At 62.6% G+C, this 23,995-nt stretch carries 21 protein-coding genes and 1 pseudogene; 10 read left to right on the top strand and 12 right to left on the bottom strand.

From position 1 onward, the window contains the following. Positions 1–73 precede the first annotated feature (73 nt). Both D5400_RS02035 and D5400_RS02030 read right to left on the bottom strand, forming a co-directional pair. Positions 74–1,024 carry a Bug family tripartite tricarboxylate transporter substrate binding protein gene (locus tag D5400_RS02035; RefSeq protein WP_126007178.1) on the bottom strand — a complete coding sequence of 317 codons (951 nt, stop codon included), beginning with the start codon at positions 1,022–1,024 and terminating at the stop codon, positions 74–76. Between the two features lie 155 nt (positions 1,025–1,179). Then, positions 1,180–2,295 carry a mandelate racemase/muconate lactonizing enzyme family protein gene (locus D5400_RS02030; protein ID WP_126007176.1) on the bottom strand — a complete coding sequence of 372 codons (1,116 nt, stop codon included), beginning with the start codon at positions 2,293–2,295 and terminating at the stop codon, positions 1,180–1,182. An 82-nt stretch (positions 2,296–2,377) separates the two neighbouring features. Between D5400_RS02030 and D5400_RS02025 the strand changes: the two genes are divergently transcribed. After that, on the top strand, positions 2,378–3,325 hold the full coding sequence (locus D5400_RS02025) for an alpha/beta fold hydrolase (RefSeq protein ID WP_245451400.1): 948 nt from the start codon (positions 2,378–2,380) through the stop codon (positions 3,323–3,325). Next, a complete protein-coding gene (locus D5400_RS02020) occupies positions 3,322–4,944 on the top strand; it encodes a rhodanese-like domain-containing protein (protein ID WP_126007174.1) in 1,623 nt (540 codons plus the stop codon). The genes D5400_RS02025 and D5400_RS02020 overlap by 4 nt, the downstream gene beginning before the upstream one ends. 156 nt (positions 4,945–5,100) lie before the next feature. Here D5400_RS02020 and D5400_RS02015 read toward each other — a convergent pair whose 3' ends face one another. From D5400_RS02015 to D5400_RS02005, 3 genes are all read right to left on the bottom strand, one after another. Further along, positions 5,101–6,639 (bottom strand): tripartite tricarboxylate transporter permease, encoded by a 1,539-nt coding sequence (locus D5400_RS02015; RefSeq protein WP_126007172.1) that lies wholly within the window; start codon positions 6,637–6,639, stop codon positions 5,101–5,103. A gap of 10 nt (positions 6,640–6,649) precedes the next feature. Then, positions 6,650–7,117 (bottom strand): tripartite tricarboxylate transporter TctB family protein, encoded by a 468-nt coding sequence (locus D5400_RS02010; RefSeq protein WP_126007170.1) that lies wholly within the window; start codon positions 7,115–7,117, stop codon positions 6,650–6,652. Positions 7,118–7,186: 69 nt separating this feature from the next. After that, positions 7,187–8,188 (bottom strand): Bug family tripartite tricarboxylate transporter substrate binding protein, encoded by a 1,002-nt coding sequence (locus D5400_RS02005; RefSeq protein WP_126007168.1) that lies wholly within the window; start codon positions 8,186–8,188, stop codon positions 7,187–7,189. A 363-nt stretch (positions 8,189–8,551) separates the two neighbouring features. Here D5400_RS02005 and D5400_RS02000 point away from each other — a divergent pair, with 363 nt between their 5' ends. From D5400_RS02000 to D5400_RS01970, 7 genes are all read left to right on the top strand, one after another. Beyond that, on the top strand, positions 8,552–9,976 hold the full coding sequence (locus D5400_RS02000; protein WP_126007166.1) for an MmgE/PrpD family protein: 1,425 nt from the start codon (positions 8,552–8,554) through the stop codon (positions 9,974–9,976). A gap of 31 nt (positions 9,977–10,007) precedes the next feature. Next, positions 10,008–11,135 carry an AbrB family transcriptional regulator gene (locus D5400_RS01995; protein ID WP_245451399.1) on the top strand — a complete coding sequence of 376 codons (1,128 nt, stop codon included), beginning with the start codon at positions 10,008–10,010 and terminating at the stop codon, positions 11,133–11,135. After that, complete coding sequence (locus D5400_RS01990) at positions 11,119–11,910, top strand: SDR family NAD(P)-dependent oxidoreductase (RefSeq protein WP_126007164.1); 792 nt, start codon at positions 11,119–11,121, stop codon at positions 11,908–11,910. Before D5400_RS01995 ends, D5400_RS01990 begins: the two co-directional genes overlap by 17 nt. A gap of 75 nt (positions 11,911–11,985) precedes the next feature. Then, the gene (locus tag D5400_RS01985; RefSeq protein ID WP_126007162.1) at positions 11,986–13,386 is read left to right on the top strand and encodes an MmgE/PrpD family protein; all 1,401 of its coding nucleotides are present in this window, start codon (positions 11,986–11,988) and stop codon (positions 13,384–13,386) included. Beyond that, a complete protein-coding gene (locus tag D5400_RS01980; RefSeq protein ID WP_245451398.1) occupies positions 13,383–14,486 on the top strand; it encodes an isocitrate/isopropylmalate dehydrogenase family protein in 1,104 nt (367 codons plus the stop codon). Before D5400_RS01985 ends, D5400_RS01980 begins: the two co-directional genes overlap by 4 nt. After that, positions 14,473–15,531 carry a tartrate dehydrogenase gene (locus D5400_RS01975; RefSeq protein ID WP_126007160.1) on the top strand — a complete coding sequence of 353 codons (1,059 nt, stop codon included), beginning with the start codon at positions 14,473–14,475 and terminating at the stop codon, positions 15,529–15,531. Before D5400_RS01980 ends, D5400_RS01975 begins: the two co-directional genes overlap by 14 nt. An 81-nt stretch (positions 15,532–15,612) precedes the next feature. Then, complete coding sequence (locus D5400_RS01970; protein ID WP_245451397.1) at positions 15,613–16,317, top strand: FCD domain-containing protein; 705 nt, start codon at positions 15,613–15,615, stop codon at positions 16,315–16,317. Between the two features lie 9 nt (positions 16,318–16,326). Here D5400_RS01970 and trhA read toward each other — a convergent pair whose 3' ends face one another. The 7 genes and pseudogenes from trhA to D5400_RS01940 form a co-directional block, all read right to left on the bottom strand. Next, on the bottom strand, positions 16,327–16,983 hold the full coding sequence (trhA, locus tag D5400_RS01965; protein ID WP_126007158.1) for a PAQR family membrane homeostasis protein TrhA: 657 nt from the start codon (positions 16,981–16,983) through the stop codon (positions 16,327–16,329). Between the two features lie 118 nt (positions 16,984–17,101). Then, a pseudogene (locus tag D5400_RS01960) lies at positions 17,102–18,468 on the bottom strand (PepSY-associated TM helix domain-containing protein). Between the two features lie 12 nt (positions 18,469–18,480). Continuing rightward, positions 18,481–18,627, bottom strand: a complete 147-nt coding sequence (locus D5400_RS21035) for a hypothetical protein (protein WP_164527756.1) — start codon at positions 18,625–18,627, stop codon at positions 18,481–18,483. Positions 18,628–18,690: 63 nt separating this feature from the next. Then, positions 18,691–19,098, bottom strand: coding sequence for a hypothetical protein (locus tag D5400_RS01955; RefSeq protein ID WP_126007156.1), 408 nt, complete (start codon positions 19,096–19,098; stop codon positions 18,691–18,693). A gap of 39 nt (positions 19,099–19,137) precedes the next feature. Next, positions 19,138–19,782 (bottom strand): acyl-homoserine-lactone synthase, encoded by a 645-nt coding sequence (locus D5400_RS01950; RefSeq protein WP_126007154.1) that lies wholly within the window; start codon positions 19,780–19,782, stop codon positions 19,138–19,140. Between the two features lie 108 nt (positions 19,783–19,890). Continuing rightward, positions 19,891–20,622: a helix-turn-helix transcriptional regulator gene (locus D5400_RS01945; protein WP_245451396.1), complete on the bottom strand. Its 732-nt coding sequence runs from the start codon at positions 20,620–20,622 to the stop codon at positions 19,891–19,893. Between the two features lie 126 nt (positions 20,623–20,748). Continuing rightward, on the bottom strand, positions 20,749–23,040 hold the full coding sequence (locus tag D5400_RS01940) for an FdhF/YdeP family oxidoreductase (RefSeq protein WP_126007152.1): 2,292 nt from the start codon (positions 23,038–23,040) through the stop codon (positions 20,749–20,751). Between the two features lie 160 nt (positions 23,041–23,200). On the opposite strand from D5400_RS01940, the gene fdhD reads away from it, so the two are divergent. Next, entirely contained in the window at positions 23,201–23,980 is a 780-nt protein-coding gene (gene fdhD / locus D5400_RS01935; protein WP_126007150.1) for a formate dehydrogenase accessory sulfurtransferase FdhD, read from the top strand. Positions 23,981–23,995: the final 15 nt, after the last annotated feature.

The following is a 23,995-nucleotide window of genomic DNA, read 5'->3' as shown; positions in this document are numbered from 1 at the left end:
TCTCACACCCTGGAAGCAGGAACTGGAAAAAAGAACGGCGCCCCGAAAGGCGCCGCTCCAAAAGCCAAATGGCTTATTCGATGACGCCTGTATCTTTCAGGAACGTCGACGTTTCGGTGCCGAATTGTTCGATGAAGGCGACATAGTCGTCATGGCCGATGAACTCGGCGCGAAGGTTGTTGGCTTCGTAAGCCGCCTTATATTCTTCGTCCTCGAGCACGGCCTGCGTGGCGGCTTCCCATGCTGCGACGACGTCGTCCGGCAGACCCTGCGGGCCTGCAAGGCCGCGGAACTTGCGGACGATCACGTCGTAGCCGCTTTCAGCAACCGTCGGCAGGTCCGGGAATGCGTCGAGTCGCTCGTCGCTGAAGGTTGCAAGCAGGCGAAGCTCGCCGGCTTCCAGCTGCGACTGGATTTCCTGGACTTCGCCGACACCGATCTGCAGCGTGCCGTTCAGCACGTTGATCATCAGGTCGCCGCCGCCTTCATGGGTCACGACGGCCGCATTGACGTCGGCAGCGGCTTTCAGCTGTTCCAGCGCCTGGCGCTCCAGCGATGCCGGGTTCGCCGCGCCCCACTGGCCGCGACCGTCGCGGGCATACTGGATCACGTCTTCGAGTGTCTCGAACTCGCTGTCGGCAGCCGTGTAGATGACTTCCGGATCGATGAAGAAGTTCACCAGCGGCTCGAGATCCGTGTACTTGTACTCCGGATCGGAAAGCAGCGACGTGTAGATGAAGGTCGGCGTCGTTGCGTAGAAGATCGAGCCGTCCGCCGGGGCCTGTGCAAGCCGCGCCATGGCCGATGCACCCGAACCACCGCTGACATTCTCGACGATCACATTGGCGCCGAGATAGGGCGCGAGATAGCGCGACAGTTCGCGCAGGAACACGTCGCTGCCGCCGCCGGGGCTGGAGTGCGTGATGAGCGTTACCGTGTCGACGGGGTATTCCTGTGCCTGAACGGCTGCGCCGCTCAGGATGAACGCGGCGCTGGCCGCCGCGTAAAGTGGCAGTCGTGTCATGACAATCCTCCCAGAGTGCCGACGGACATGGATCGTCCGTCGGACGAAGCCGTTCTTGGCAGGTCTTCGGGATCACCCTCTACAGTCGCCCAAAGCCTGGCGGAGACTAGGCCCCGCAATTGTTAAGTGTCAACAATTTATTTCGGCCAGAGCTATCAGTCGAGCGCGACCCGCGTCTCGCGGAACGCATCCTCGTTTAGAGTAAGGCCGAGGCCCGGCCGCTCGGGGATCTTGATCATGCCGTTCACCGGCTTCGGCGCATCGGTGAACATCATCTCGCCGACGGCGACCATGCCCAGATGCCACTCCACAATCCAGCCATTCATCATGCCGGCAAGCAGATGCATGTTGAACAAGGGCCAGCCGCCGCCATTGGCGATCGGCATGTTGTAGATCTGCGCGAGGTGGGCGATTTTGCGCGCCTCTGTATAGCCGCCGCAATAGGTCACGTTCGGCTGCAGGATGTCGAGCGACTGGTGCTCGACGAATTCGCGCACGCGCCAGCGATGGCCTTCCATCTGGCCGGCAGCGATGGGAATCTTCGTGTGTCGACGCAGATCGCCAAGCGCGCGCGCATCGTTCTGCGTCAGCGGCTCCTCGAACCAGGTGATCCCGCAGTCCTCGATCTCACGGCAGAGATATTTGGCCTCGACCGGGTTGAAGAGGTAATTGGCGTCGATCATCAGGTCGATCTCGGAACCGACGGCATCACGGATCGCCTTCACGCGGCGCGCATCCTCGCGCCAGCCGCCCTTGTCGACCGCAACGACCGATTTCAGGGCCTTGAAGCCGTTCGAGACATGCAATTTGGCGGCTTCACCGAGAAGATCGATGTCGTATTGCGGGAAGCCGAAGGTGACGTAGCAGGGCACCTCGGTGCGGGCGCCGCCGAGCATCGCGGCAATCGAGCGGCCTTCCTTCTTGCCGATGATGTCCCAGAGCGCGATGTCGAGGCACGACAGCGCCATCGAGATCGTGCCGCTCATGGCGCGCGGGTTGAGCTTCTGCCAGACGCGCTGATGGATCTTTTCGAGATCGCGGACGTCCATGCCTTTCACGCAAGGCAGGATGTGTTTCTCCAGCGCCACGATCACCGCTCGCGAAAGGAAATGTCCCGTCAGGCCGTAGCCGACGATGCCTTCATCGGTCTCCACCTGGCAAAAGACGAAGTGCGTCTGCTCCTCGCGGCCGTACCCTTCGACGCGACCCTCGAGAAGCGGAATCTCGATCGAGAAGCCGTGCAGGCTGGCTTTGATGTCTTGAATGATCATGACGCACCTCCCTTTGTCATCTGCGCCATTGTCTAGCCGACTTCATTATTGTAGACAATCGACAAAATGGGAGGAAGTGATCATGAATCAGGATGTTTTGCCGACGCTCGTCCAGTCGAACCGCTTGATGGAGGGATTCCGCGTCGAGAAGGTAAAGACGCGAGGCGCAGAAATTCATGTTGCCATCGGTGGCGAGGGGCCGCCGCTGCTTCTGATCCACGGCAATCCCCTGACGCATGTCAGCTGGCACAAGGTCGCGCCGACGCTCGCCAAGTCCTTCACCGTGATCGCCCCCGACCTTCGCGGCTACGGCGACAGCTCAAAACCCGATGGCGGGGAGGATCACGCGGCTTACACGTTCCGCGCCATGGGCGAGGACAATTTCGATGTCATGGACCATTTCGGCTTCGACAGTTTCCAGATCGCCGGGCATGATCGTGGCGCCCGCGTCGGCTTCCGCATGGCGCTCGACCAGCCGCAGCGCGTGGAGCGTCTCTGTGCGCTCGACATCGTGCCGACGCATCATGTGCTGACCAATGTCTCCATGGGCTGGGGCCTGGAGAGCTATCACTGGTTCTTCATGGCGCAGAAGGCGCCGTTCCCGGAGCGGCTGATCTGCGCCGATCTCGACTATTACATCCACTACAAGCTCAACAAGAAGGGCGTCGGCCTCGAGATATTCACCAAGGAGGCGATGGCGGAGTATGTGCGCTGCACGACGCCGGAGCAGATCCATTCGGTCTGCGAGGACTACCGCGCGACAGTGACGCTCGATCTCGCGATGGACACGGCCGAATACGGCAAGCGCAAGATCGAGTGCCCGGTGATGGTCATCTGGGGCACGAACAGCCATTGCGGCCGCCACTTCAAGCCGGTCGAAGCCTGGAGCGAGTGGGCCGACGATGTCATGGGCTTCGGCGTGCCGACGGGCCACTATCCGGCAGAGCATAGGCCGGACATCATCTATCCGCTGTTCTTCGACTTCTTCACAGGCCGCAAGCCGCACTACGAGCCGGAAAGCGCCGCATGAGGTCAGGCACCGTCAAGCGCCTCGGCGCGGAAGAAGCGCGTCGACAAATTCACGGCCCGGGTGAAATTGCCTTCCTCGACGTGCGCGAAGCGGGGCAGTTCGGCGAGGGGCACGCGCTCTTCGCCATCCCCTGCGCCTATTCCCGGCTTGAGGCCCGCGCACCCGATCTCGTACCGCGCCACACCGCACCGATCGTCATTGTCGATGACGGCGACGGCATAGCGGAACGCGCCGGCGCGCGGCTTATGGACATGGGCTACAGCGATGTCGCCCTGATCGAAGGCGGCATGCCCGCCTGGGCGGCGGCCGGCTTCCCCGTCTACAAAGGAGTCAACGTTCCCTCCAAGGTGCTCGGCGAAATTGCCGAGGGCGTATGGCACCCGAAAATGCTGAAACCGGAAGACCTTGCTGCCTGGAAGGCCGAGGATCGCCCGTTCCGGTTTTACGACGCACGGCCGCCCGTTGAATATGCCAAGATGCGCGTGCCGGGCGCCGAGTGCCTGCCGAACGGCGAACTCGCGCATCGGCTCCCCGTCATCGCCGAAGGTGAAACACCGATCGTCATCACCTGCGCCGGCCGCACGCGCGGCATCATCGGCGCGATCGGCGTCATGCTTGCCGGCCACGCAGGGCCCGTCATGGCGTTGGAGAATGGCACCCAGGGCTGGGCGCTTTCCGGCGGCAAGCTGGAGCGTGGCAACAGCGCGGCGCCTTATCCTGAGCTCACCGATGCCCAGCGGGACAAGAGCCGCGAAACCGCTATGACGCTTGCCGGCACATATGGCTTGGAACTTACCGCTCCGGTTCGCGTCGAAACGCTTCTCGCGGAGCCCGAAGTGACGACGTACCTGCTCGATGTCCGCTCGACCGAGGAAGCAATGGCCGATCCGATCTCGGGAAGCGTCCATGCCCTTTCGGGCCAGCTGGTTCAGGCCACGGATCAATGGGTGGCGGTGCGCAATTCGCGCATTATCCTCCTGGACGATGGCGGCATGCGTGCCGCACTGGCGGCTTTCTGGCTGCATCAGCTTGGCTACGAGCCCTACATCTGCCTGCTCGACGAAGCGATGCGCGCAACGCTCAAGCGCCTCAATTCGTTGGAAGCGTTCAAGGCCCGCCCCAAATCTCCTAAGCCGCCGCCGCTGACGACCATCGATCCGGTGCGCGCTCGATATTGCGTGGCTTTGGGCGAGGCGATCCTCGTCGACATGCGCGGCTCGCTCGATTACCGCAAGGCCCATGTCGAGGGCGCACGCTGGCTGGTCCGCCCGCGCGCAGAACGCCTGGCGACGGCACTCGCCGGCAAAAGCGCCTATCTCGTTGCGGATGACATCCAAGCCGCCGCTTGGGCTGCGGAGGATCTGCGCAAGGCAGGTGTGAAGGATGTCAGCGTCATCGAAGGCGGCCATGCGGCGTTAGTGAAAGCCGGCGCGTCTGTTGTTGGAACGCCGGACGAACCGTCGGATGCAGACGCCATCGACCATCTCTTCTTTGTGCACGACCGCCACGACGACAATCTGGAAGCCTCGCGCCGCTATCTCGCATGGGAGACTGGCCTGATCGCGCAGATGGACGATGTCGAGAAGGCGGCCTACCGCATCACCTCGCCAAACGCCTGAAGCCCCGTTTTCGGTTCTCCCAACCCGCCGCAGGATGCAGTCCGCGGCGGGTTTTTCGTGCGCTGTTCTTGCCGACAGAAACAAAAAACCCGGCCGTCGAAACGGCCGGGTGGAGAAGGGCGCGCCGGGGTCGGGCGCGCCGGCAGAGTTGAAAGATCAGCTTGCTTCGGATGCCGATCGCGATTCGGAGTTTTCGGCAGCCTGCTTCAGCTTCTTGCGCTTGGAGACCGCCTGCATGATGATCGAGCCGATCATCAGCGCGAAGATCAGAAGCGCCCACGGGCGTTCCAGACCGTAGCTGATGAAGTCACCGCCGCTGATCTGGTTCGTGCGCAGCAGATTGCCTTCGAGCAGGCTGCCGAGCAGCAGACCGACGACGGCGGCTGCGACCGGATAGCCGTAGCGCACCATGGCCCAGCCAAGCACCGAGAAGATCCACAGCGTGATCGGCCCCGCCGCACTGCCTTCGATGGCATAGGCACCGAAAGTCGACACGACGAGAACGCTGGGGATCAGGAACCGGAGAGGGACCCGAACCACGTAGCTGGCCACATAGACGAAGCCGAGACCGACGAAGAGCAGGAGGATCGCCTGCGCAAAGTTCGAGAAGATGACCGCGTAGACGATATCCTTGTTGTTGGCGATGAAGCTCGGGCCGCCGACGATGTTGTGCATCGCGAAGGCCGCGAGCAGGATCGCGGTGGCGCCCCCGCCTGGAATGCCGAGCGCCAGCATCGTCGCCATGGCGCCGCCTTCCGACGAGGAGTTCGCGGATTCCGCCGCGATGACGCCCTTGGGGTTGCCCTGGCCGAACGTATCTCCATCCGGTGCATTCCGCTTCGTTTCCGAATAGGAAAGAAGGTTGGAGATCGAAGAGCCGACGCCTGGAATGGCCCCGATCACGACACCGATCACCGAGCCGCGGATGATGATCATCGGATAAGTGAAGGTCAGCTTCAGTCCGTCGACGATCTTCGAGAAACTGATCTTTCGCGAACTCTCGTCTTCGATGAGATAGGTCGTGTTGATCAGTCCGATGAGCTGGCTGGCTGCGAGCAGACCCATCATCGCCGGGATCTGCGGCACGCCGTCCAGCAACCAGGGAACGCCCATGGTGCCACGGATGAAGCCTGCCGTGTTCATGCCGACGGTTCCGAGCAGCACGCCGAAAACGCCGGCCAGCAGACCACGGCTGATGTGAGCACCGGCGAGCGAGCCCAGAAGCAGCATGCCCCAGACGGCCACGGCGAACATTTCCAGCGGGCCGAGCTTGAGCACGACGCTGGACACCGGGGCGATCAGGAAGAAGAGCAAGACGTAGCTGAGCAGGCAGCCGAAGACGGATGACGCGAGCGCAACGCCGAGTGCCTGGTTGTGCTGGCCCTTGCGGGCCATGGGGTAACCGTCGAACGTTGTTGCGACGGCCGAAGATGTTCCGGGAATGCCCATGAGCACCGCGGGAACGGAACCGCCGAAGCCTGCCCCGGTATAGATGGCGGTCAGGAACACGATTGCCGGCAGGAAATCCATGTAGAGCGTGGCCGGCAGCGCGAATGCCATGGCCATGGTGATGGAGATGCCTGGCATTGCGCCGAACACCAGACCGATGACCAGTCCCGGCAGCAGGTAGAGCCAGGCGTTGATGTCGGACGAAAGGAGCGAGAATGCTCCATAGACTGAGGACATTTCGATCATGGCGCCATACTCACAGGATGGTCAGCGGGAACGGGAATGGCGTGATCGTGCCGTATCCATAGATCAGGAAAACGGTGAAGACCGCGCTGAACAGGAGGTTCACCCAGATACGTCGTTCGCCGCAGATGGCCAAAGCGACCACCATGAAGATGAACGTCGCGATGTCGAAGCCGATGGTTTCGAGCGAGAATGCCAGAAAGGCCAAGGCACCGATCAGCGCGAACACGCGCAGGAGATCGCCCGTTGTTTCCTTCGGTAGTTCGTCCTCGTCCGGAGAACCCCTTTGGGGGAAGATGCCGGGCAGCACCAGAGCTGCCAGGATGAGTGCGAGAATGGCGGCTGGCTGCACGAGCAGCAGGTTATTGACGCGCGTGGATACGCCGCGGGCGTCAAGCAGATAGGCAATCACCACGCCAACTATGACGGTCAAGAGCAGCAGGTGGCCCCACACGATCCTCCGTCCCGGTTTGGTGCTCATCGGAATCCTCTCTCTGATACGACTGAGCCGTCCGCAGATGCGGACGGCTCTCGATGAAGTTGCAGATGATTACTGACCCTGGAGCAGGTCGATATACTGCTCCATGACCGCAGAGGTGCGTGCGAGCATCTGGTTGGACTCCTCCGGTCCGTACCAGTCGGTTGCAAGCTGCTGGGTCGTGAGGGCTTCGATTGCTGCCGGATTCTTGGAAGCCGTCTCGATCGCCTGGACGAGGATCTGGAAAACTTCCGGATTGGATTCCTGCATCGAGCCGTGCAGGCCCCAGCCACGCTGCGAGCCGACCACGAAATCAGCTTCGGCGCCGAGCACGTCGGTGACGATCGCGCCTTCCCAATTGTCGCGCTGGCGGCTGTCGAATGTCAGGAGCGGACGGATCTGCTCTGCGAGCGGGAGGAAGCCTTCACCGCCGACAAGGCCAATATCGACGACTCCACCGGCAACGGCGTTACGCGCAGGGCCGCCGCCATCATAGGTGACCATACGCGTGGCTGCCATGTCGATGTCGTTCGCTTCGCAAAGGATGCTGAAGTTGACGAGATCTGCAGAGGCTGGCTGGAGGCCGACCGACAGGCTGGTCGGGTCTTCCTTGAGGCGCGAAATCACGTCGTCGATAGTCTGAATGTCGGAATCCGAGCTGCACGCCAGAAGCGTGTAGTCCTGCGAAGGCAGGTTGACCATGTAGAAGTCGTCGAGCGCGAACTGCGCATTCTGCGTCAGGATGTTCAGCGGAAGATAAGGGGCAGCCGAGGTGCACAGGATCGTGTAGCCATCGTCCGGCTGCTGCAGGAAGAAGGTGTGGCCGAGCAGTGCACCAGCGCCGCCGCGGTTGATGATCGTCAGCGGCTGGCCAAGCGCTTCCTGCAGGAAGGGCGCGAACGCGCGTGCGAGACGGTCGTTGTAGCCGCCCGTATCGAACGGCACGACGATGTTGATGGGGCGATCTGGAAAGCTGCCCTGGGCGCGCAGGATCGACGGCATGCCGAGAGCAGCCATCGCCACGCCGCCACCGGCGACTTTCAGAACGTTACGACGAGAAAACTTGGAATTCATTGTTGTCCTCCTGAGCTGTTCCAGCTCTTTGCCTTCAGGGGCCCGGGCCTTATGGTCATCCTCCCAAAGCCGTTCGAGAAGCTATGGCCCCATTAGTCGACTGTCAACAATATTTCAGATTGCGCTGCAATATCGCTTTGACGCGTCGCAACATCAGCACGACAACGACTTTCTACCCCAAGATTGTAGGGTAATGCAGGTGCTCCGGCGGAATGGATACCGCCATCGGCAGGGAACCCGCGTCAAGTTGTTGACAATCGACAGAAACTCACGTTTGTTGCCGCCCGAGACCAGATGGGGCTCGGGCGGCACCGTCGCGAGCTCCCGGTTCATCCAGGAAATTGCTAGGGAGGACATCTGAAGATGACTGCAGCAGCCGCAAAGACCGCCCCGATCGAGAGCGCGTCGCTCACACTCGAAGTCGCCGAATTCGTCAAGAACGCGAAGCTGGCCGATCTTCCTGCCGTTGTCATCGAAAACGGCAAGAAATCCATTCTCGACGGTCTCGGTCTGGCGCTCTCCGGTTCGGTTGCGAAGTCGGGCGAATATGTCCGCCAGCATCTCGACGATCTCGGTGCCGGAAGCGGCTCGGCAACCGTCATCGGTTCCAACCGCAAGGTCGCGCCACGGTTTGCTGCATTCGCCAATGGCGTCGGCATCCATGCCGATGACTACGACGACACGCAGCTCGCCGTCGCCAAGGACCGCGTCTACGGTCTGTTGACGCACCCGACCGCTCCCGCCCTCCCGTCCGCGCTTGCCATGGGCGAGACGCTCGGCTCGACGGGTGCAGACGTCATGCTCGCCTATCACATCGGTGTCGAAGTCGAGTGCAAGATCGCCGAAGCGATCAATCCTCGCCACTATCAGACCGGCTTCCATGCGACGGCCACCTGCGGCACCTATGCATCTGCTTCGGCCGCCGGCCGCCTGATGGGCCTCAATCTCGACCAGCTCCTGCGTGCGCTGTCGATGGCAGGCAGCCAGTCTGCCGGCCTTCGCGAAAACTTCGGCACGATGACCAAGCCGTTCCACGCTGGCCGTTCGTCCGAAAGCGGCATCGTCGCCGCGCAGTTCGCCTCCTATGGCTGGACCGCTGCGCCGACGATTCTCGAAGCACCGCGCGGCTTCTTCTCCGCTGCAGGCGGCGGCTACGATCACAATGCGATTTCCGGCAAGCTCGGCAACCCATGGACCTTCGACAGCCCCGGCGTGTCGATCAAGCCCCATCCGTCGGGCTCGCTTACCCATCCGGGCATGACCGAGATGCTGCGCCTCATCAAGGAGCACGGCATCAAGGCGGCGGACGTCGAGCATGTCCGCATCGGCACCAATCACAACATGCCGAACGCGCTCATCCATCACCGTCCGCAAAACGAGCTGCAGGCCAAGTTCTCCATGGAATTCTGCATGGCGATCCTGCTGCTCGAAGGCCGCGCCGGCTTGAACGAGTTCACCGACGAAGTCGTGTTGCGTGACGACGTCAAGGCGATGATCGAGAAGGTCAATTTCGTGGTCGACGATCGCGCCGAAGCCGCCGGCTACCACCTGATGACGACCTATATCGACATCAAGCTGAAGGATGGCCGCACGATTTCGGGTCTCGCCGATTTCGGCAAGGGCAGCCCGGCCAACCCGATGAGCTACGACGAAGTCGCCGCCAAGTTCCTCGAATGCGCCGAGTTCGCACGCTGGGATCAGGGCAAGGCGAAGGAAGTCGTCGGCGTCGTCGCCGAGTTCGAAAAGCTGTCCGATATCCGCGGACTGATGGCGCTCGTCAGCAACTGACGCTGCCACTCGAACGGACAGGAAGCATCCCGTGCTCGATGCCAGCAAAGACGTGGCGGCGCGTTCCACACCGGGCGGCAAGCCCGGTGGGGTCAAGCGTTATCGCCAGCCGCGCTGGTGGGGTCTGCTCGTCCTGACCTATGCAATAGCGACGGCCGCCGGGTTTCTGGCGGACGTCGTCAACATGCCCCTGCCCTTCATGCTGGGGCCGTTTTTCGCGCTCGCCGCCTTCTCGATCATGGGCTTTGAATCGGCCCTCGTGCCGATGGGCCGTGAACTGGGGCAGGTGGCGATCGGCGTCGCCGTCGGCATGCGTTTCACGCCTGCGGTGCTTGCCACCATGGCAGGCCTGCTGCCGGCCATGATCGCCGGCACGCTTTATGTCATCGCCTTCACCATGGCGGCGGCGTTTCTGTTCAAGCCGCTCGCCAAGGTCGACAACGTCACCGCCTTCTTCGCGACAGCAGCCGGCGGCGTGGCCGACATGGCAACGGTCGCCAAGGAATATGGCGGGGCGGCAGGCTCGGTCGCCGTGGTCCACGCGTTGCGCGTGTCCGGCGTCGTCGCCATCGTGCCGTTCCTCGTCGTGATCTTCGGCGAGCACGGCACCGCGCCCGATGCCGCCTCGGCAGGGTCCAACTGGCTGCTGGTCGGCCTGTCTCTGCTCCTCGGTTATCTGATGGCGCGGCTGCTGAAGCCCACGCCACTGCCGAACCCGTGGCTCGTCGGGCCGATCCTGATGGGCATCATCATCGGCGTGCTCGGTCTTTATACAGTCACCATTCCGCCGACCCTGATCGTCATCGCGCAGATCATGCTCGGCACCTGGCTCGGCTGCCAGTTCAAGCGCGACCTTCTGGCAGCACTGCCGCGCGTCACCTTCGCTGCGGTGCTGGTTTCGATCTTCATGATCGGCTGCGCCGCGTTTGGAGCGCTCGTCCTGACGCTGACGACCGACCTGCCCTTCACGACAAGCTTCCTGTCGCTCGCTCCTGCCGCCGTGACCGAAATGGTTCTGACGGCGCAAGTGATGCACCTGGAGGCCGAGGTCGTCACCGCATTCCATGTTTTGAGGATCGCCGTCGTGTCGTCGACCGTGCTCCTCGTGTTCAAGCTGTATCTCAAATTGAAGGGAGGGACCGTTGGACCTTCAGTATAATGGGCGTCGCACGCTCATCGTCGGCGGCAGCTATGGTATTGGCCAGGCGTCTGCATCCTTGATGGTGGGCGAGGGCGCGGATGTCGTCATCGCATCGCGCAGCGCCGACAACCTCGCCGCATCCGCAGCGGCCATCGAGGGCGCCGTCGGCTTGAAGCCGGCAACGCTTGTCTGCGATGTCACGCAGACCGGTTCTGGCGACGAACTGGCCGCTTCGGTCACCGAGCGCTGGGGCGCGCTGGACGTGCTGGTCACCGCCGTCGGCGGCTCCATCCGGTCATCCTTCGAGGATCTCACCGACGAGGATTGGCTCGGCAACTACACCTTCAACATTCTCTCCACGGTGCGCGCCATCCGTGCGCTGCTGCCAATTCTGGAGAAGGGCGAGAACCCGGCGATCGTGACGCTCGGCGCTGCGGCCTCCAAGATGCCGTACCAGCATCAGATCGTTTCCAACGTCCACAAGGCCGGCCTGCTCGGTCTGACGAAGACGCTCGCCGCCGAACTCGCCGATCGCAAGATCCGCGTGAACTGCGTTGCACCCGGTCGCACGCTGACGCCGCTCTGGACCAAGCGCGCCGACAAGATGTCGGCCGACGAGGGTCGCTCGCGCGAAGAGGTTCTCAAGGACTTTTCCAAGGACATTCCGCTGGGTCGCTTTGCGACGGCCGAGGAAGTGGCAACGATGGTCGTTTGGCTTGCGAGCCCGCGCGCCAGCTACGTCACCGGGCAAACGATCAATGTCGACGGCGGCATCGCCCGCGGTCTGCTCTAACCAGCGCATTCGGCGAAGTGGACGCAGGTTCGCCGCCCGGAAGCGCATAAGAACAAAGCTTAGGAGAAAACAACAATGAGCCTGCATCAGGAAGCTGCTCCCGGCACCCCGAAGGTCACCCAGATCCTTGCCGATTGGGTCGTCAACATCAAAGGATCCGACATCCAGCCGGAAGTGCGCCGCGAAGGCCTGCGCACCTTCGTCAACTGGGTAGGCTGCGCCGTCGGCGGCGCCAGCCACGAAACGGCCGATCGCGCATTGGCTGCCATCGCACCCTTCTCGGGCAAGGCGACCTCGACGGTCATCGGCCGCACGGAAAAGCTCGATGCGCTGCATGCCGCGCTCGTCAACGGCATCACCTCGCACGTGCTCGACTATGACGACACGCACCTGAAGACGATCATCCACCCTGCCGGCCCCGTCGCCTCGGCACTTCTCGCGCTGGCCGAAACCCGCGAAATCTCCGGCTACGATCTTCTGACTGCACTCATCATCGGCGTCGAAGTCGAGTGCCGCATCGGCAACTCGGTCTATCCGCACCACTATGATCGCGGCTGGCACATCACCGGCACGGCCGGCGTCTTCGGTGCGGCGGCAGCGGTCGGCAAGGTCATTGGCCTCAACGCGCAGCAGATGCGCTGGGCATTCGGTCTTGCAGCCACGCAGTCGTCCGGCTTCCGCGAAATGTTCGGCACCATGACCAAGAGTTTCCACCCCGGCCGCGCCGCCCAGAACGGCATGTTTGCGGCGCTCCTCGCCGAAGCCAACTACGACAGCTCCGAGCGCGCTATCGAAGCGCCCCGCGGCTTCGCCAGCGTCATGTCCGACAAGCAGGATTATTCCGAGATCGTCGACGACCTCGGCACCCGCTGGGAATCGGCACTGAACAGCTACAAGCCGTTTGCCTGCGGCATCGTCATCCACCCGACCATCGACGGCTGCGTGCAGCTGCGCGAAGAGCTTGGCGACGAGAAGATCCGCCAGATCAAGTCGGTCGCTTTGACGACACACCCGCTGGTGCTCGAACTGACCGGCAAGACCGATCCAAAGACGGGCCTGGAGGGCAAGTTCTCGGTCTACCACGCCGCCGCCGCAGCCCTGCTGAAGGGCGATGGCGCACCGACGGCCTTCACGGACGAACTCGTGCGTGACCCGGAAATCATCGCGCTGCGTGACAAGACCAAGGCAACCGCCGACAAGAACTGCCACGAGGCCTCGGTCGACATCCTCGTCACATTCGAAGACGGCTCGACCGTGTCCAAGCATGTGGAACGTGCCATCGGCTCCATGGAAGTGCCGCTCACGGATCAGCAGATCGATCACAAGTTCACGGTTCAGTCGGCGCTCGTCGTCGGTGATGCCGTAACGAAGAAACTCCTCGAGACATCCTGGAAGCTGGAAGAGCTGAAGGATGCCGCCGAAGTCGCACGCGCCAGCGTTCCCGGCTCGGCTGAAGCAAAGGCAGCAGCAGAATGAGTGACGTGCAGAAGAAGTCATCCCTCCGCATCGGTATCCTGGAAGGGGACGACATCGGCCACGAAGTGGTGCCGGCTTCGGTCGAGATCGCCAAGGCGGCCGCAGCCGCCTCCGGCATGCAGATCGAGTGGATCGACGTGCCGATCGGCCGTCGTGCGCTCGATACGCACGGCCACACGATGCCGGACGGCACGCTGGAAACGCTAGGCCAGCTCGACGGCTTCATTCTCGGCCCGATCGGTCACCGCGAATATCCGAAGGTGCCGGAAGCCATCAATCCGCATCCGATCCTGCGCAAGCGTTTCGATCTCTTCGCAAACGTTCGCCCGACACGGTCTTTCCCAGGCATCGGCTGCCTGCATGACGACATCGACATGGTGATCGTGCGCGAGAACAACGAAGGCTTCCAGCCCGACCGCAACGTCGTGATGGGATCCGGCGAGTTCCGCCCGACGCATGACGTCACCATCTCGGTGCGCGTCATCACGGTCGAGGGTTCGTCCAAGGTTGCCCGTGCGGCCTTCGAGATCGCCCGCTCCCGCCGCAAGAAGCTGACGCTCGTGCACAAGAACACGGTCTACAAGCTCGGCTGCGGCATGTTCGTCGATAGCTGCTACGAAGTCGCGAAGGACTTCCCCGACGTCGAGGTGAACGAGGTGATCGTCGATACGATGGCGATGCGCCTCGTGCGCGATCCGCAAAGCTTCGACACGATCGTCACCACCAATATGTTCGGTGACATCCTGACGGACGAAGCGGCCGGTCTCGTCGGCGGTCTCGGCATGGCGCCGGGCCTCTGCATCGGTCGCGGCTCGATCGCGATGGCGCAGGCGACCCACGGCTCCGCGCCGGACATCGCCGGCAAGGGGATCGCCAATCCTTTCGCGATGATCGAATCCACACGCATGCTGTTCGACTGGATGGGCCACCACCACAAGATCGATTCGGCGCTCGAAATGTCGCGCATCATGAAAGCCGGCATCGACCAGGCGCTGTCCGATCCTGCCACCCGCACGCCGGATATTCGCGGCACGGGTACCCAGCGCCAGATGATCGACGGCATTTTGAAGGGCATGGGAGAGGCGCATGCGCACGCATAAGATCGCAGCGATCGGCGGCGACGGCGTCGGGCCGGAGGTCATCGAAGCCGGTGTCGCCGTCATCGAGAAGCTGGCGAAGAGCGAAGGGTTTTCGGTTGAGGTCACGCGCTTCGACTGGGGCTCCGACTACTATCGTCGCACCGGTGAGATGATGCCGAAGGATGGCGTCGAACAGCTGAAAGCCTTCGACACCATCTATTTCGGCGCCGTTGGCGACCCGAACATTCCCGATCACATCACGCTTTGGGAATTGCGGCTCGCCATCTGCCAGGGACTCGACCAATACGCCAATGTGCGGCCGACAAAGCTGCTCGGCGACACGGTCGGTCCGCTGCGTAAGGAGCTCGGCGAGCAGATCGACTGGGTGATCGTGCGTGAAAACTCCGAAGGCGAATATGCCGGCGTCGGCGGTCGTGCCCATTCGGGACTGCCGATCGAAGTCGCGATGGATGTCGCGATCTTTACCCGCGCTGGTGTCGAACGCATCTGCCGCTTCGCCTGCGAAACGGCGATGGCGCGGCCGCGCAAGCGGCTGACTGTGGTGACCAAGTCGAACGCGCAGCGTCACGGCATGGTGCTGTGGGACGAAGTCTGCCGCGATGTTCTGAAGGAATTTCCAGAGCTCGACGTCGACTGGAAACTCGTCGACGCCATGGCCGCCATGATGGTGACGAAGCCCGGCAATTTCGATACGATCCTCGCCACGAACCTCCATGCCGACATCCTGTCCGATCTTGCTTCGGCACTGACGGGTAGTCTCGGTAATGGGGCGACCGGCAACATCGATCCGTCGGCCAAGAGCCCGTCCATGTTCGAACCGATCCACGGTTCGGCCTTCGACATCATGGGCAAGGGCATCGCGAACCCGATCGGTGCGTTCTGGACGGGCGCGATGATGCTCGAGCATCTGGGCGAAAAGGCCGCAGCGGACAAGCTGATGGCGGCGATCGAGACGATCAGCGCGTCGGGACCGTTCACGCCGGACATGGGCGGACAGGCCAATACGCAGGCGGTCACGGAAGCGTTACTGGAGGCGCTCGGCTGACAACCGGCTGCGATATCAGTTGCAGCTTACGCGACCGATGTTTATTGCCTACAATTGAATATCGGTTGAAGGGCAGCGATCATGTATCAGCAGATGAAGACGGACAGTAGCGACCTGATGGTTTTGCGCACGTCTTCGCTGACGGGAGTGCTCGAGCGTGAGCTCGAGCATCTCATCCTCACCGGAGAGCTGAAACCAGGCGAGCGGCTGAACGAAATCCAGATCTCGACCCGCTTCGGCACCAGCCGCGGTCCGCTGCGAGAGGCAACGCGCAGCCTGCAGGCCAAGGGTCTGGTGGACATCATCCGCAACCGCGGTGTCTTCGTGCGCTCGGTTTCCGCCAAGGAAGCGCTGGAGATCTATGACGTCCGCGCTGCGGTCTTCGGGCTGGCCGGCCGACTTCTTGCCGATCTCGTCACGGACCAGATCCTGACGCGGCTGAACGCGTTTCTCGATCAGATGGACGAGATCGCCGCGGGCAAGGATTTCGATCAGTATTACCCGGTCAACCTCGCTTTCCACGATTACCTCGTCACCTCGACCGGCAACGAGACGCTGGTCAAGGAATATAAGAGCTTCGTGAACAAGCTCCACCTTGCCCGTGCAAGGGGTCTCGTTCAGGCCGGCGGCCTGTCCGTGTCCAACCGCGAGCACCGCGAAATGGTGGATGCGCTTGCTTCCGGCAACCGCGAACGTGCGCAGGAAGCGTTCTTCCGCCATGTGGAGCGTTCGAAGATCCGCTTCCGCTCGACGCTGGAGGCACTGGACCCGCCCGTCGAGTCCTGATCGGGATTTTCAGGCGCTGCTCAGTCCGGTGATGGCCACCGTCACTGCGGAGAAATGGAAGCCCGCAGCGACCAGCACGCACAGGTGCCAGAGCGCGCGCTGAAAGCGCAGTCCCTGCCAGAGATAGAGAATGACCCCGGCCGAATAGATGAGGCCGCCGATGACGATTAGTGAAACGACCTGCGGCCCGAGCGTCGCCATCATGTCGTCGAAGATCAGTACCCCGCTCCATGCCAGCGCGAGATAGAGCAGCACGGACAGTTTGTCGAAGCGGCCGATGGAGATGACCTTCATCAGGATGCCAAGGCCCGCGAGCCCCCAGATCCAGACGAGCAGCCAGTTGCCCACCGTATCGATCTGCAGCGCAAACGGTGTGTAGGTCCCAGCGATCAGTGCATAGATCGCTGCGTGGTCGAGCTTGCGCAACCGCGCCTTCACCGGGGAATTCGGCCACATGTTGTAGGCGGCGGATGCGGCGAAGGAGGCGAGAAGGCTCGCCACATAGATGACTGCACCTGCCGTATGGAGCGCGTCGGCGTGGCGAAGCGCAATCACCACCAGTGCGGCACCGCCGATCAGGCCTGCCGCGAGACCGACGGCATGGACGGCGCCATCCGCCAGATAGGCTGCGTGATCGCGCTCGTTCTGTTGGTGGCTGGCCGACATGCACTCCCTCCGCGCTTCCACGTTTCGGGTGCCTCGTTTTTGTTCGAGCGTCAAGCCGCGACGGGGAACAGGTGACCGGCCGGAAGGTTGCGTCAGCCACCCACCGGCCGCGTCGAATTCAGCGTATGACGGGGCGGCCTCTGATGCGCATGAACGTCCAATCGAGAGCGAGCATCACCAGGAGCGACAATCCGGTCAGGGGAAAGAGAATGCCGCCCACGACGAGAATGGCAATCAGCCCGCGGAATGCCCGTCTGTCAGCCGGCATGGGCGGTACGCCGATCCCGCCACTCGGTCGACGCTTCCACCACATCACGCCGGCCGAGACAGCCATGGCGACGATCCCGAAGCAGACGGCAAGCAACAGGATCTGGTTCGCGAGGCCGAATTGCTGGCCCATATGCACGTTGATCCCGAATTCCAGCCATTTGCCGAGCGGGCCGTAATCCGCATAGCTCATGTCGATCAGCGGCTCGCCCGTATATTGATCGAGATGGACCACGCGCTGCTGCGCAAGATCGTCCGGGTAGACCGAGCCAGTGAAGACGCCCGTGGGTGTCGCGGGAATGTTCACCGCATAGCCGGCATGAAGCCCAAGCCGCTCGAACGTCTCGACCGCGCGGTCGATGCCGATCGAGGGGCGCCATCGGCGGGCTCGGCGGTTTCGGGCACCTGCGCCTGTTCAAGCGACCAGCTTGTCTGGCCCATATGGTGCAGATGCTCGTCCGACATAGGCACGGCCACACGCACGCCTGCCGGATAGCCGAAATTGTTGCCGTTCGCCCATTCATTGACCTTCCCGCCCCAGACATTCGACCAGGGCATGCCTGTGAGCGCGAGGAACACGATGAAGAAGCCGACGAAAATGCCGGTGACCGCATGGGTGTCGCGCTAGAATGTGCGCGATTTCGGCTTTCCCCGCACGGTGACGACGCCGCCCCGTGACTTGCCGCGCGGCCACCACAGAAAAATGCCGGTGCCGACGAGCAGGATGGTCCAGCCGCCGACGATCTCGATGATGCCGCGTGCCACCGGGCCGAAATAGCGCAGGCTGTGCAGATAGCGCACAGTCCACATGACCGTACCCCGATCCGACATCGCGCCAATCACCTCGGCCGAATAGGGGTTCACGTAAACCGCCAGGCGCTCGCCGCCGTCTGTGTTGACGGTGATTTCCGCCGACTGATCGGGACGTGCCGGATCGGTGAACTTCACCGCAGTGCCCGGATAGGCCGCCAGCGCCGCGTCGATCAAGGCCGATGGCGCGGAGAGATTGATGGTCTCCTGAACCGCCACCCGCTTCATGTCGGGATGGATGATCGCATCCAGCTCGTCGCGGAAAAGATAAAGCGCGCCGGTTACGGCGAGCGTGATCATGAAGGGCAGGACGAAGAGCCCCGCATAGAAATGCCAGCGCCAGACGGCGCGATAGAGATCGGCTGAACGCGATGGCTGTGCGGCCGCGCTGAAGGTCGTGTCGGTCATCGATCTCTCCCGTCAGACGCGGCTGGCCGCAGGAGCGGAAACGGCCTTGTCGCATCGGGTGCGATTGGCGCCGCGACTGCTGGCCGTGACGAGGAGGGTGGAACGGGTCATCGAATGGCGGACATGCAGCGCCGCCTGCCCGATAAGGGTCGGTTTCATGGAAATCTCCGAGGATGTGCAAGAAAAAGGCAGCCGCTGCAAAACAGCCGGCCGCCGGAAACATCACGCGGAGAAAGAAGGAGGTGCCCGGGCCTTTGAGACGAGGCCGTAGTGGCTGGGCGGCGCCTGCGGCGCGGCGTTCAGGGCATGGATCAGTCCCGGCAGCACCGGAAGCGCGAATGAGGGAGCGTCAGCGCCAGGAAGGCCTGCGCCGGTCGCGCAGGCCGCCTGGCAAAGCGTGGAACAGCAGTCCCGGTCGAGATCCTGCAGAGGGTGCGGCTCACCGTCGACGACGGCTTCGTGCACCGAACAGATGATGGTGGCCGGATCCGGCCCGCCCAGCATCGTCGCTTGAGCGTAGCTCGTGACGAGGCCTTGGAAGAACAAGAGATAGCCGAGAAGCAGGCTGCCGATCAGCCGCCTCGCCGTTCTCTCCGCGCTTTTCCAGTTCATCCCCATGAGATATTTCATGCCACAACGCTGCGCGACAGTCATCAGATATGCGCGGCTTCAGGCAGCGGCGCGCTCGGGAGCGATGGGTGCAAAAAGCGGTGCGGGCAGCCCGAGCTTTTCGCGCACAGCGGCTTCCACAGGCGGGGAGATATCGAAAATTCCGCAGCAGACCGGCAGCCTGCCATAGCCATCCGCCCGCCCCACCTCGTCCAGTTGCAGCCCCGCCCGGCGGTAGACCCGCTTCATGTGCGGCTCGTAATTGGAAACGATCGTGTGGATGCCGTGGGCGCGCCCGCATTCGATGATCGCAAGACACATGGTCGCGAAAGCATCGCTCGCGGCGATGTCCGGCCGTAGCGCAGCGATCGCCTCGCAGTCCACGCATGTCCGCGTCGCCTCCCAGATGCCCGGCGCCGCAAGGCACGCGGCATCGGGAAAGGTCTTGCTGAACACGTCGTAGAGAAGCGTCGGGCCGGTCGTCGGCATCAGGCGCGTCGAGCCGAGGAGAGTCCCGGTTCGCTTGTCGATCCACACGATATAGACCGGATCCATCCCATCGTAGCGATCGCGTTCGAGCCCGGCGGAGCAATGCTGCAGCGACCAGCCGAGCTGATCGATGAACACGCGTTTGCGCAGCCGGTACATCTGATCGAGCAGATCCGCATCAGCTGGCCGGTATGGTGCCTGAAGTATCCGAAACATTGTGCTGCCCCTGTTTCAATTTGAAACAAAGGTGACATTCGAGCGCCGCTTGGAAAATCCGCACAGAGCGTGCCGCCAGCTGCGGTCCGTACCGATGTACGTATCGTTTTAGGCGTTGTTTTCTTCGATGAGATTGAACCGGATTGCCTTGGCGACCGCCTCGGCGATGCTGCCGCATCCGAGCTTCAGGCGGGCCGATCGAAGATAGGCGCGTGCGGTGTGTTCGGAGATGTCGAGCTGGCGTGCGATCTCCTTGTATGTGCGACCCTCCGCGCTCCAGGTCAGGCATTCGAGCTCGCGGGCAGCGAGCGCCGGCAGCGGATCCGAGCCATGGAGTTCGCCGATCGCCTTTTCGTGGATCAGGAACGCAAGCTCGGCGAGCGCGGTCCGCTCCGCCTCCACAATCTGCCGAAAGGGCGCGGTATCGAGTTGCGTCGTCGTCAAGGACAGAAGCGCCCGCCGGCGCACGCGATCGATGATCGGGATCGTGTAGCCCTCGGTGCCGACGCCGTGCGCCATGGCATCCTGCATCAATTCCATCGCCTGAGGCGCCATCGGCAACTCGCTCCAGAAGAACGGCAACTGCCGGCGAAACCCGTGCTGCACCACCGGATCGACATTGACGTAGCGCTTCAGGATATAGCGCCCCATCCATGCATCCGAGTAGGTGCTCTTGACGAAGGGCGCGTCGATGACGGCGTCGATCGTGTAGCCGAGATGGTAGGTCGCATGGTCGAAACCGAAATGGCTGCGCAAGGCGTGCACGGCATCGTCGACCGTTTCCGCAAGGCGCACGTCCTGCGCTGTGCGCACCGATAGCGCAGATTCAGTTCCGGCCACGCATGCCCCACAGCTTGGAAGGATCTTAATACGTACAATTGTACGTATTGCCTGCGGCAAGTCGAGAGATCATCGCGTGTTGGAGGCGTGCACGCGCATTTTGCAATCGATGCGCGTAGCCGGTTGTCAGGCCTTCTCGATCTTCACCGGCACGCCCTTCGAGCCGGGTGTCTTCGATGTGCGGTCATGCAGGCTGAGCGGGACCAGCACGTTGCATTCCGGATAGTAGGATCCGATCGTGCCGAGCGGGAGGTCGAACGGAATGACCTCGAGCCCGGGAAGCCGACGGGAGATGCCATCGTCCGCATCGCTGACGAGCGTCACGATCTGGCCTTTCGCCAGCCCCTCGCGCTGCATGTCGGCTTCGTTGATCAGGAGCACGTCGCGCGTGCCTTCGATCCCGCGGAACCGATCCGAATAACCGTAGATCGTGGTGTTGAACTGGTCGTTGGACCGCATCGTGATCAGTGTGAAGCGACCTTCCGCATCGTCGAAGCCCAATGCGTTGAGCTTTTCCGGCACGGTGAACTCGGCCTTCCCGCTGTCGGTCTCCCAGATACGGTCGCGCGCCGGATTGCCGCGCCAGAAACCGCCAGGAGTGTTCAGGCGCTGATTATAGTCTTTGAAATCGTCCGGATAGGTCGCTTCGATCAGGTCGCGCACCCGGCTGTAATCTGCGACCCAATCGCGCCACGGACGCTTGGGATGCGGCTCGGTGATCACTTCAGCGATCGAGGCGACAATATCGAGCTCGGATTTCAGTTCTGTCGAAGCGGGCTCCTGTTTGCCGATCGAACCGTGGATCATCGAGAAACTGTCTTCGACGGAAATGTATTGCGGCCCCGACGCCTGTTCGTCCTTCTCGCCCCGCGTGAGGCACGGCAGAATAAACGCCGCTTTGCCGGGATAAAGATGGCTGCGGTTGAGCTTGGTGGAGACCATGACGGTCAGGTCCTGGGCGCGCCAGTGCTGCTCCAACTGGTCGGTCTCGGGCAGCGCTCGCATGAGGTTTCCGCCAAGGCACAAGGTCGCCTTGATCCTGCCTGCAATGATGCCTTCCGCCGCGTCGACGATATGCGTCCCGTCCTTCTCGGGAGGATCGAAATCGAAAAGCGTGCGCAGCCGATCCATGGGGATCAGCGCGGTCTTCTCCGCAATGCCGACGGTGCGCTGGCCCTGCACGTTGGAATGGCCGCGCACCGGGCAGCAGCCTGCACCCGGCTTGCCGATATTGCCGCGAAGCATGAGGAAGTTGACGAGCATGCCGATATTGTCGGCGCCGTGGGTGTGCTGGGTGAGACCCATGCCGTAAACGCCGATGACGCGCTCGGCTTCCATATAGATCTGCGCTGCATCACGCAGCGCTTCTTCCGTCAGCCCGCACGCCGATGTAATCGCTGCCCATGGCTGCGACCGCGCGAAGTCGACGAAAGCCGCAAAGCCGTTGGTGTGCTCCTCGATGAATGGCCAGTCGATGACCGGGGCGGCGCCTGTTTCTCGAGCCGCATCGTCTGCCTCGATGACTGCCTTGCAAAGCCCGAGGATCGCCGCGATGTCCGTGCCGGCCCGCAACTGGTGATACTGGTTGGAGATCTTGGTCTCCTTGCCAGTGATCATGGCGACCGGATCCTGCGGGCTGACGAAGGAGATGAGCCCTTGCTCCCGCACGGGGTTGAACGTGACGATCTTCGCGCCCCGCTCCTTGGCCTCCTTCAACGGATGAAGGAAGCGCGGGGAATTTGTACCGGGATTCTGCCCGAAGAAGAAAAGGCAGTCGGTCTCCTCCAGGTCCTCCCAGATAATGGTGCCAACCGGTGAGCCGATCACCTCGGTCAGGCCAACGCTGGTCGTTTCGTGGCACATGTTGGAGGACTGCGGCAGGTTGTTGTTGCCGTAGAGCCGCGCCGTCAGCGCCCAGAGATAGGATGCCTCCAGCCCCGCATGGCCGGACGAGTAGAAAACCACGTCGTCTTTCGGAAGGTCTACAAGCGCCGAGCCGATGGCAGCGAAGGCATCCGCCCAGCTCGTTTCCACATAGCGGTCGCTCGCGGCGTCGTAGCGCAGCGGATGCGTCAGCCGCCCGGTCTTCTCCAAATCGTGGTCGCTCCAGCTGAGCAATTCGGTGACGGTGTGATCATTCCAGAAGTCCGGCGTGCAGCGATCTTTCGTGGATTCCCAGAGCGTCGCTTTCGCCCCGTTCTCACAAAATTCGAAGGCGCGGTAATTGGCGGGTTTTGGCCAGGCACAGGAGGCGCACATGAAGCCACCGGGTTTGTTCTGCCGCCAAAGTGTTTGGAGCGCATCCGACGACGGGTCGCTCATGCCGGTGATACGGGCGATGCTGCGCAGCGAGCCCCAGCCTCCGGCGGGTCCGCTCTCTTTGGGCAGGTCGTCGTGCGCTTCGGCCTTGCTGGTCATGAATGCATCCGCGTTGTTTGCTACTCAGGCGCAACGGGTGGGCCGTTTAAAAGATGCATCGCAGCGGGCAGAAAAGTGCGAACGGGCTGGAACCGGACCGGTAACGCCAGATTATGCCTGCATGGCCCAATGCAGGGCGGACGTCTGGAGAGCCCGCGAAATGGAAGCAGCAAGCCGCCTCAGCAACACCTATCCACGCGACGTGCTCGCATCATTGCCGGATGAGGTGCCCGTTTCGATCACCTGCAACGGCTCCAGCCAGGCCGTGATGATGGCGACGCCGCGCGACGTGGAGGATTTCGCCTGGGGCTTCGCGCTGTCGGAAGGCTTCATCCAAAGTCCTGACGACGTCGACTGGTTCGATGTTCTGCAGCATGACAACGGCATCGAAGCACGCTTCTGGCTGAAAGCCGAGCGTGCCGCCGACCTTGGCGCGCGCCGCCGCAAGATGGCGGGACCGGTCGGCTGCGGTCTCTGCGGCATCGACAGCCTGCAGGAAGCCATGCGCCCACTGCCAAGGATGGAGGCCGGCGGTGTCCGCCTCAGCGTTGCCGCCATACACGAAGCGCGCGCGGAACTGCGCGTCCACCAGCCGCTGAGGGATGAAACGCGCGGGCTGCACGCAGCCGGCTTCATGCATCCCGGTCTCGGCATCCTGCTCGCGCGCGAGGACGTCGGCCGACACAATGCGCTGGACAAGCTCTGCGGCGCGATGTTCCGCTGCGGTATCGAAACCGCCGCCGGTGCCGTCATCATCACGAGCCGTATCTCGGTCGATCTCGTGCAGAAATGCGTGATCAGCGGCATTCCGGCATTGATCGCGATGTCGACCCCAACCCGCGCCGCAGTAACGGTTGCCGAAGCAGCCGGCCTTACCCTGGCGGCCTTCAACCACGGCGACATCGAGATTTACGCGAACGCCCACCGCATCAGCGACTAAAGACGTGTTGCTGCA

The organism is Georhizobium profundi, from assembly GCF_003952725.1.
Classification (GTDB): Bacteria; Pseudomonadota; Alphaproteobacteria; order Rhizobiales; family Rhizobiaceae; genus Georhizobium; species Georhizobium profundi.
This window is presented reverse-complemented; position numbering and strand designations above follow the sequence as displayed.

Excerpts from the sequence above, each read along its gene's own strand:
- D5400_RS02035 (WP_126007178.1), bottom strand. The coding sequence starts at position 1,024 with ATGACACGACTGCCACTTTACGCGGCGGCCAGCGCCGCGTTCATCCTG.
- D5400_RS02030 (WP_126007176.1), bottom strand. The coding sequence starts at position 2,295 with ATGATCATTCAAGACATCAAAGCCAGCCTGCACGGCTTCTCGATCGAG.
- D5400_RS02025 (WP_245451400.1), top strand. The coding sequence starts at position 2,378 with ATGAATCAGGATGTTTTGCCGACGCTCGTCCAGTCGAACCGCTTGATG.
- D5400_RS02020 (WP_126007174.1), top strand. The coding sequence starts at position 3,322 with ATGAGGTCAGGCACCGTCAAGCGCCTCGGCGCGGAAGAAGCGCGTCGA.
- D5400_RS02015 (WP_126007172.1), bottom strand. The coding sequence starts at position 6,639 with ATGATCGAAATGTCCTCAGTCTATGGAGCATTCTCGCTCCTTTCGTCC.
- D5400_RS02010 (WP_126007170.1), bottom strand. The coding sequence starts at position 7,117 with ATGAGCACCAAACCGGGACGGAGGATCGTGTGGGGCCACCTGCTGCTC.
- D5400_RS02005 (WP_126007168.1), bottom strand. The coding sequence starts at position 8,188 with ATGAATTCCAAGTTTTCTCGTCGTAACGTTCTGAAAGTCGCCGGTGGC.
- D5400_RS02000 (WP_126007166.1), top strand. The coding sequence starts at position 8,552 with ATGACTGCAGCAGCCGCAAAGACCGCCCCGATCGAGAGCGCGTCGCTC.
- D5400_RS01985 (WP_126007162.1), top strand. The coding sequence starts at position 11,986 with ATGAGCCTGCATCAGGAAGCTGCTCCCGGCACCCCGAAGGTCACCCAG.
- D5400_RS01980 (WP_245451398.1), top strand. The coding sequence starts at position 13,383 with ATGAGTGACGTGCAGAAGAAGTCATCCCTCCGCATCGGTATCCTGGAA.
- D5400_RS01975 (WP_126007160.1), top strand. The coding sequence starts at position 14,473 with ATGCGCACGCATAAGATCGCAGCGATCGGCGGCGACGGCGTCGGGCCG.
- D5400_RS01970 (WP_245451397.1), top strand. The coding sequence starts at position 15,613 with ATGTATCAGCAGATGAAGACGGACAGTAGCGACCTGATGGTTTTGCGC.
- trhA (WP_126007158.1), bottom strand. The coding sequence starts at position 16,983 with ATGTCGGCCAGCCACCAACAGAACGAGCGCGATCACGCAGCCTATCTG.
- D5400_RS21035 (WP_164527756.1), bottom strand. The coding sequence starts at position 18,627 with ATGAAACCGACCCTTATCGGGCAGGCGGCGCTGCATGTCCGCCATTCG.
- D5400_RS01955 (WP_126007156.1), bottom strand. The coding sequence starts at position 19,098 with ATGAAATATCTCATGGGGATGAACTGGAAAAGCGCGGAGAGAACGGCG.
- D5400_RS01950 (WP_126007154.1), bottom strand. The coding sequence starts at position 19,782 with ATGTTTCGGATACTTCAGGCACCATACCGGCCAGCTGATGCGGATCTG.
- D5400_RS01940 (WP_126007152.1), bottom strand. The coding sequence starts at position 23,040 with ATGACCAGCAAGGCCGAAGCGCACGACGACCTGCCCAAAGAGAGCGGA.
- fdhD (WP_126007150.1), top strand. The coding sequence starts at position 23,201 with ATGGAAGCAGCAAGCCGCCTCAGCAACACCTATCCACGCGACGTGCTC.